This is a genomic window from [Clostridium] aminophilum DSM 10710 (assembly GCF_000711825.1).
Classification (GTDB): Bacteria; Bacillota; Clostridia; order Lachnospirales; family Lachnospiraceae; genus Clostridium_R; species Clostridium_R aminophilum.
The window spans coordinates 74681-81963 of the sequence record NZ_JONJ01000016.1 but is presented as its reverse complement, the minus strand read 5'-3'; the positions used below and the strand labels follow the sequence as shown (position 1 = coordinate 81963).

The window sequence follows — 7283 nt, the reverse complement described above, 5'->3', positions numbered from 1 at the left end:
CAGGATATTTGAGAGGAGCCGTCCCTAGTACGAGAGGACCGGGATGGACTGGCCGCTGGTGTATCTGTTAGGAATCAATCCTATGGCAGAGTAGCCAAGCCGGGAGGGGATAAACGCTGAAGGCATCTAAGCGTGAAGCCCCCCTCAAGATGAGATATCCCATTCGTAAGAAGTAAGACCCCTTAGAGAGTATGAGGTTGATAGGGCAGAGGTGGAAGTGCAGTAATGCATGCAGCTGACTGTTACTAATAGGTCGAGGGCTTATCCAGAAGGTTTCAAAAATCGGAGTATTTCAATCAGTAAGCAGTTTTGAAGGTATGTATCTTTCTGAGGTTTCAGGATCACGGGGTGTGGCTCAGTTTGGCTAGAGCACCTGCTTTGGGAGCAGGGGGTCGCAAGTTCGAATCTTGTCACCCCGATTAATATGTATGCGCGAGTGGCTCAGTGGTGGAGCACCACCTTGCCAAGGTGGGGGCCGCGGGTTCGAATCCCGTCTCGCGCTCTTTTCTTTAGTCATTTGGGATAGCGAAAGCTATCCCATTTGTGCTATCTGGAGTTCTACATCCAATCTGTTGTACGAATCCGCCGGAACAATCGGTAATCGCTTCCGTCTGCCGGCTGTACTCGAACATCGAACATGGTTTCAAAGCTTTAAACAAAGTTTCAAATCTTCTATATCGCTTTATTTCTGCAGCATCGTTCTTTCCGGAAACGGATATGCCGTTGTGTGTAATCATCGTTGCGTGTAAGTATCTTTTTTAGCTGTATTTTTTTCAGAATTACATGCTTCATCGTGTTTTATATGAGCTGACGTTCTCGTTTCGGGAACGGAATCTCACTTTATTCAGAGATTCCCGGACTGATCCGAGGAATCATTTCAGTATTTCTAAAGCAAATTTCTAAAGCATTCATCTAAGAAAATACCAGAGTAATTATCAGCAGTATCGTCAAGGAATCAAAAAGAAATCAGCAAAGCATCCTCAAAGATATCACCGAAGAAATCAGCAAAGCATCCTCAAAGATATCACGAAAGCAATCACCAAAGATATCACGAAAGCAATTATCAAACGGATATACGAAGATCTGCCTGTTCAGCAGAGAAAAGGAGGAAAAACGGACAAAATGAGAGCGAATGACTACGATCGGTATCGAAGAGAAGCGCGTGCGTATAACCGGCGTTTGATCGGGAATCCGCCGGGAGGCCCGCTTGCCGGATTGGAACGGGAGGAGTATGAACGGCTTCTGAATCCCGGCGGCTCCGGTGTAATGGGGCAGATTTTCATTCCGAAACTGCATTGCTGCCTGCCGATTTATCATGGCATGCAATCGGAGGTCTGCCCTGACGGAATGGAGCACATGCCGGGATCTTCCCTTCCGGTGGGTGGGCCGGGAACTCATACGGTCCTTTCGGTAAATCGGTCCGTATTTCCGATTGGAATTACGGGAAAAACTGCCTGCCTTTCCGTCGGGGATGTTTTCCGCATTTGTGTACTTGGGGAGACGTTGATTTACCGGATTGAGCGGGTAAGCATTGACGATTCAGCCGCACCGATGGAATTCCGGATTGATCCGGCAAAAGATTGCTGCACGCTGTTTTCACTGCATTGCCGCGGAGATTTCGGGCATTGGATTCGAATGCACGGAGTACGACGGGAGCTGTTTCCGCTGACGGAAGAGAAACGGATAAGAAGGTTGTATCAACCCGTGTTTACATCCCTGGAAGAGCGTCGTTTTCCGGTCGGTCTTCGCACTTGGGCCACAGATGTGGGACGAAACGGAGAGATTTGGAATCGTCACGTGGATGGATCAGGACTGGCGCTGTGATGTGAGTGGGGGTACGGCGCCCGGGGAAGGAGAGGACTATGCATAGAACAGAATTATGGAAAAGAATAGCCGGTGCAATGATTACCGCCGCTCTGATACTGTTTGGTGGCGGTGGAATGCAGTCGACGTATGCAGCGGAAAGCTCCCTGATGGGAATCAATCAGTATGAGAAAGGCGTAAAAGGCGGCGTATCTCTCACCACTGGCAATACTTACCATTTTGGGGGATACTCCTGGATGGTCGCGGAACAGGGGACGGGATATGCGGTGCTGCAGTCAAATGGTGTGACATCCGGCTGCTGGCCGGGATATGTGATTTCCCGGTTTGGAAACGGTGTGGAATATAAGGCAGACATTGACGGTCAGGACATCAGTGGTTATGACAAAAAAACGAGAGCGCTTTATGAGGCCATTAAAGGGGCCGAGAAGAGTGCTTCCTATGGAAAAGGCTTATATCTGGTGGGTATCTCCAAACTGGGAGTGCCGGATCTCAAACATTTTAACCGAAAGGGGACCGCAACGAGCGGAGGTTATCGGGCACCCCTTATGAACGCGGCCAGATCATGGACGGGAACCTACTATAACAACGGATATGCGTCAAATAAAATGCATGATACGGCGATCTGTATGTATCCGGATGGAAAGCTTCATTCGGAATCGGATACATATCAGGGAATGCAGAGAAATGTCGCACCGGCATTTAATCTGGATACATCAAAAGTCACGTTAAGCGGATCGGATCTTTCGGTTGCGGCATTTACGGAGAGTACCGGAATCCGGGCGTCCGTGGCGGTTGCATCGCTCACGGCGGGGCAGACAAAGGCACTCGGTCAGGTGATCTCCGGTGTGACTTATACCGACGGAACCAATGCGGGGAGATCGGCAGTTTACCGGATCAGCGTCAATGTCGGCACAATCAGCGGAACAAATTGGATCATTCCGAGTTCCGGTACGCCGAAGACCGCAACCCTGACCATCACTGAGATGGGAAGCGGCAGGAATCTTTCGACAAAGAGGACGGTGAACATCACACCGGATGTGAGTGGACTGAGTGTCACGCAGGGAATCACTTCGGTCGAGGAAGGAGCTTCTGTACCGCTTTCCGCGCTGTTTTCTTCCGTACAGTATTCAAATAAAGCGGACGCGGAATATACGGTATCTGTGAAGACCGCAAACGGCGGATATATAAAAAACAATAATTATGTTGCCCCGACAGGACTCAACCGGAAGCTGGCGGTCACGCTCACGGTGAAAGACAATACATACAGCTATGTGTCGGAGAAAAACGTTTCGATCGTACCGCGTCCGGCAAAAGAAATCCGGATACAGAGAAGAACTACCTTTCCGGGAGCTTTGATGGAAGGCTCAACAGCGGATCTGTTGTCATTGATCGAGGTGACAGGCTATGACAGCGGAGATCAGTGCGACGGACCGGTCAGATTTGAACTCGTGAATGCGGATAAAGGTGCTGCCGAGGGAACGGTTTATACCGCACCGAAAGATCTGGCAGAGCCGATTACCGATCGGATCAGCGTGAAGGCCAGCGGATCAGCCGGTGAAGTGGATTATGAAGGAAGAACAGCGGCTTTGGACGTGAAGATTACACTTGATCCGAACGGCGGAAGCGAAAATGCAGTCGGCTTTGATGACAGTTCCTGGTATTCGTTTCAGGATCCGGAGTCAAAAATCGAGTGGATGTATAAGTTGGATTCCAACGGCAATGTCATCGGATTATATACTGAGAACACCGGGATCGGCGGACTGTTGGATTCCGGAAAATGTCTGAATGTTCCGGCAAAGATTAACGGAAGGCCGGTTGCGGCAATCGGCGGCGGAACGGAGAACCATCCGTTTGTTCCGGCGTCCTGTTCGGAGTGGGCAGGAATATCGTTTCCGTCTTCGCTTCAGGTGATCAATGATTATGCGTTTGCCGGAAATGCCGCATCTGCGGATGTCACGATTCCGTCTTCGATTCGGGCGATCGGTCTCAAAGCGTTTTACCGGTCGAATCTGACCAAAGTTCATTTTCCGGAATTTTCCGGAACGGTGGGATCGTATGCTTTCGGCGGATTGCCGAATCTGAAAAAGCTGAGCGCAAAGGGAAGCGGAGACGGAATGATTCTCTCGGCGGCATCTTTCGCCGATACGGCGTTGGAGAATGTCATTCTGACCGGCAATGTTGCGGTGCACAAGAAGGCGTTTCGTGACAGCAGACAATTGAAGCGGCTTGTTCTGAACGGCGTAATCCGCATGGAACCGTATGCTTTTTCGGATGCGGAGACGTTGGAGACATTACATCTGTCCGGATCGGTATCCATCGGATCTTATGCGTTTCGAAACAATGTCTCGTTGCGGAAGGTGATCCTGCCGGCAGGTACATCCCTCGGGGAGTATGCGTTTGACGGCTGCACCGGACTCCGATCGCTGGAAGCGGACTGCGATCTTACTCCGCATTCATTTGAACATACCGGGAATATCACACAGATCGTTCTCGGAGAAGCGTGTGAATCGGTGGCATACGACTGGGAGGGAAATCAGACGTCTTTTCAGGGAAGCACGGAGGAATCGTCCGACGGGGATGATTCGGACGGGCAGCGGAATGAGGACCGGGTGTTTACCGATCCCGGAAGAATTATTTACGCAAAGAACAGCGCCACGCGGTATCATTTCCGGAATGGGGAGCCGGTACGGAGCTGTTTTGGCGCATCCGGTACGGTTCAGGTATACATCCCGTGGGACGAAACAGATTCCGCGGAGGGCGAAGCTTTGAACGAAGAGGATATTTCCCTTTCGGGCATGAGTCTTTGGAAAAATGATGCCTGGAGGAACTTGAAAAATGCCGGAAACCTGACCTCAGTCCGGATTAGGCCGGTCGGCTCGCTGAGTGAAGAGATGAAACGGCATGGAACGGATCCGGAGGAAAGAAACGGAAGAATTCAGACCGGGATTGCCGCGCATTATCGCGGAGTCATTTTAACAACGAAAGAATTAGACAAATCGAAACTGACAGTCAGAAAAATGTATGAGGAAGAGGAAGGCGAGGCATATCCGGAGGAGCATTTTTATGCTGTCCGCACGTCCGATGTTCAGGAGATGCTGAATGGAGAATCGGAATTGTCGGAAGAACGGATCGCCGCCTTTGAGCCGGTTCTGGCAGCGGAGAGTGATCTGAAAGCCGGACAGTCTTACGGAACATTGTCGGTCACGGCACTTGTGTTTTCTGACCGCAATGGATCAAGGAAGTTCTATGCCGCGCCGGTTTCCGTCCGCGTGGAAAAGTATTCTGCGGAAAGATATGCGGAGTACACGTACGGTTCGTATGATGCCATCACATCCGCACTTGCGGAGCTTGAAGAACGGATGAAAGAGATTGAGAATGCTCTGAAGAATGCGGGAGCAGATTCGATGGAAACGCTGATCCGGGAACTGGAAGACGTGCGAAAGCAGTATATGAAGCTGGTGGGGGCGCTTTCTGCCTATGTCAGCCGGAATACGGCGGATCAGTCCGGATATTTCGGTACGACGGTTGCGGAGGACGGAACCAGGACGGAAGTGGTCTTTCTGGAAGGCAGAGCGATAAAGTATCAGAAAACCGAGGTGTCGGCTCCGGATGGCAGTCCGGTCTATCAGGCACGGTATGATGCGGATGGTGACGGAGAGACAGAGGATATCTGGTTTTCCGTAAAACATGACGGTATCCATCTTACCGATTCAGACGGAAATGAAGTAAAGGAGGATGGCACGCCGGCTGCGGAAGGAGAGCAGGGGAAGGTATATGAGGCTACCCTCGGGAATCTGAAAAAGGAGCTCGCAGCGCAGATCGGAGAAATCTGTGAACGGCTGGATGACTGTGCTGCGGGCATCCAGGCGATGAAGGAGCATCTGCGGGAGGCCGGAGCGGAAGCGGAAGTTCAGGAGGGTGACGATGATTTTGAAAAAATTGTCCATGCTATCGACGAGCTTTCCTCAAAACTGAAAGATGCACAGAGTAAGGCGGAAGGCTATCAGGATGCTCTGAACTCGGTGCTCCGCTCCCTGATGGAAAAAGAAGGCAAGGAAGACAAAGAAGATAAAGAGGATAAAGAAGATAAAGAAGATAAAGAGGATAAAGAAGATAAAGAAGATAAGGAGGACAAGGAAGAAAAGTCACGGTCAATAGCCCAGACCCTCGAGGCGATCTATGAAAAGATCACAGCACTTCGGGAAAATATTGCATCCGCGGAGGAAAATGCCGCCGGACTGAGGGAAAAACTGGACCGCTCGGATGACAGTGCGGCACAGCTTCGGGACCGGCTGAAACAGAGGGAAGACGATATTGCTTCTCTGAAGCAGCAGGTGGAGGCGCTGATCCGCACCGCAATGGAGTATACGGATTATACAAAAGACACAGAGGTGAATCGGAACAGTGCGTCATATGCTTCCGGCTATGATACCGGTTTTGAAAGCGGAAAGGGAAGCGTCAACACGGAGGTGATTTACCGCAGCGGATATGCCGAAGGTTATCGGGACGGAACCCGGAATGGCGGAAGCGGTTCGTCGGGAAGCGACTCCAAATCATCCTATAAAAAGGGATATTCCGACGGACTGGCGGACGGCATGCGATCTGTCGACCCGGACAGCATATATCACAGAGGGTATGAAACCGGATTTGAGGCGGGAGCGGCAAGTGTGAGTGTCGGTACTGAAAAAGGAGCCGGATATGAGTCGGCCTACGATGCCGGATTTGCCGCCGGAAGAAGGGCGGCTGCGGAAGAATCGGAAAAAACAGGAAAAACGGAAAGGAAGACTGAGGCGGAGAGGAATCTGGCGGAAGAAAGGAAGAACGGTCCGGAAAACCGGGAGATGGCATCCGCCAGGACACCATCGGAAACGAACCCGAAGGGACAGAAGGACCAAAGGAAGAACGGCAAAATTCCGGTATTGCCGATGAATCTTACCGCGGTTGGGAGGAGCAGAACTACGGGAGCAAGGGAAAACAGTGATGGAAGATGGGATGCAGACAGTGAAAAACGTGTTGATGTAGGCGTTGGTGAAAATGGTGATGGAGGTGCGGATGTAGACGGTGATGGAGGCAGGGATGTAGACGGTAATGAAGGCAGAGATGTCGGCTGTACGGAAGGCGCGGATGCAGGCGGTGCGGATGGAAGCTGTGATGCAGGCAGAGCTGAAAGCAGCGAGTCCGGATCGGAGCCGACGATGGATACGGGGATGAAGGATGCTCCGGTCACTGCATTTCTTCTGATGGCAGCCGGAGTAGCCAGTCTGATGACCGGTTTTCTGTGTCTCAGAAAGAAAAGAAAAAAGAAGAGAAAAAGCATTTAAAAAGTTCTTGCCACAAAATAATTGCTGTGATAATATAACGGAGTTGACTATTATTCACGCTGCTCGGATCCTTAAGGTCGGTGCCTGAAGGTTCAGGTCCCCGAGGGAATAGAAGATGACAGCGGAAGAAAAAACCAA

Annotated in this window: 2 protein-coding genes, 2 tRNA genes and 1 rRNA gene; all 5 read left to right on the top strand. The window is 51.0% G+C overall.

Annotated features, from left to right (window positions below; genetic code table 11):
* Positions 1–269, top strand: a 23S ribosomal RNA gene (locus BR86_RS0111750); the annotation flags it as partial.
* A 75-nt stretch (positions 270–344) separates the two neighbouring features.
* Positions 345–419 (top strand) — tRNA-Pro (locus BR86_RS0111745).
* Positions 420–430: 11 nt separating this feature from the next.
* Positions 431–502, top strand: a tRNA-Gly gene (locus BR86_RS0111740).
* 620 nt (positions 503–1122) lie between these two features.
* Positions 1123–1824 (top strand): sortase, encoded by a 702-nt coding sequence (locus BR86_RS15320; protein WP_051684784.1) that lies wholly within the window; start codon positions 1123–1125, stop codon positions 1822–1824.
* Positions 1825–1862: 38 nt separating this feature from the next.
* On the top strand, positions 1863–7145 hold the full coding sequence (locus tag BR86_RS0111730; RefSeq protein WP_081844254.1) for a leucine-rich repeat domain-containing protein: 5283 nt from the start codon (positions 1863–1865) through the stop codon (positions 7143–7145).
* The last annotated feature ends 138 nt before the right edge of the window (positions 7146–7283 follow it).

Bases quoted from the DNA above. Each gene is read 5' to 3' on its own strand.
- BR86_RS15320 (WP_051684784.1), top strand. From the start codon at position 1,123: ATGAGAGCGAATGACTACGATCGGTATCGAAGAGAAGCGCGTGCGTAT.
- BR86_RS0111730 (WP_081844254.1), top strand. From the start codon at position 1,863: ATGCATAGAACAGAATTATGGAAAAGAATAGCCGGTGCAATGATTACC.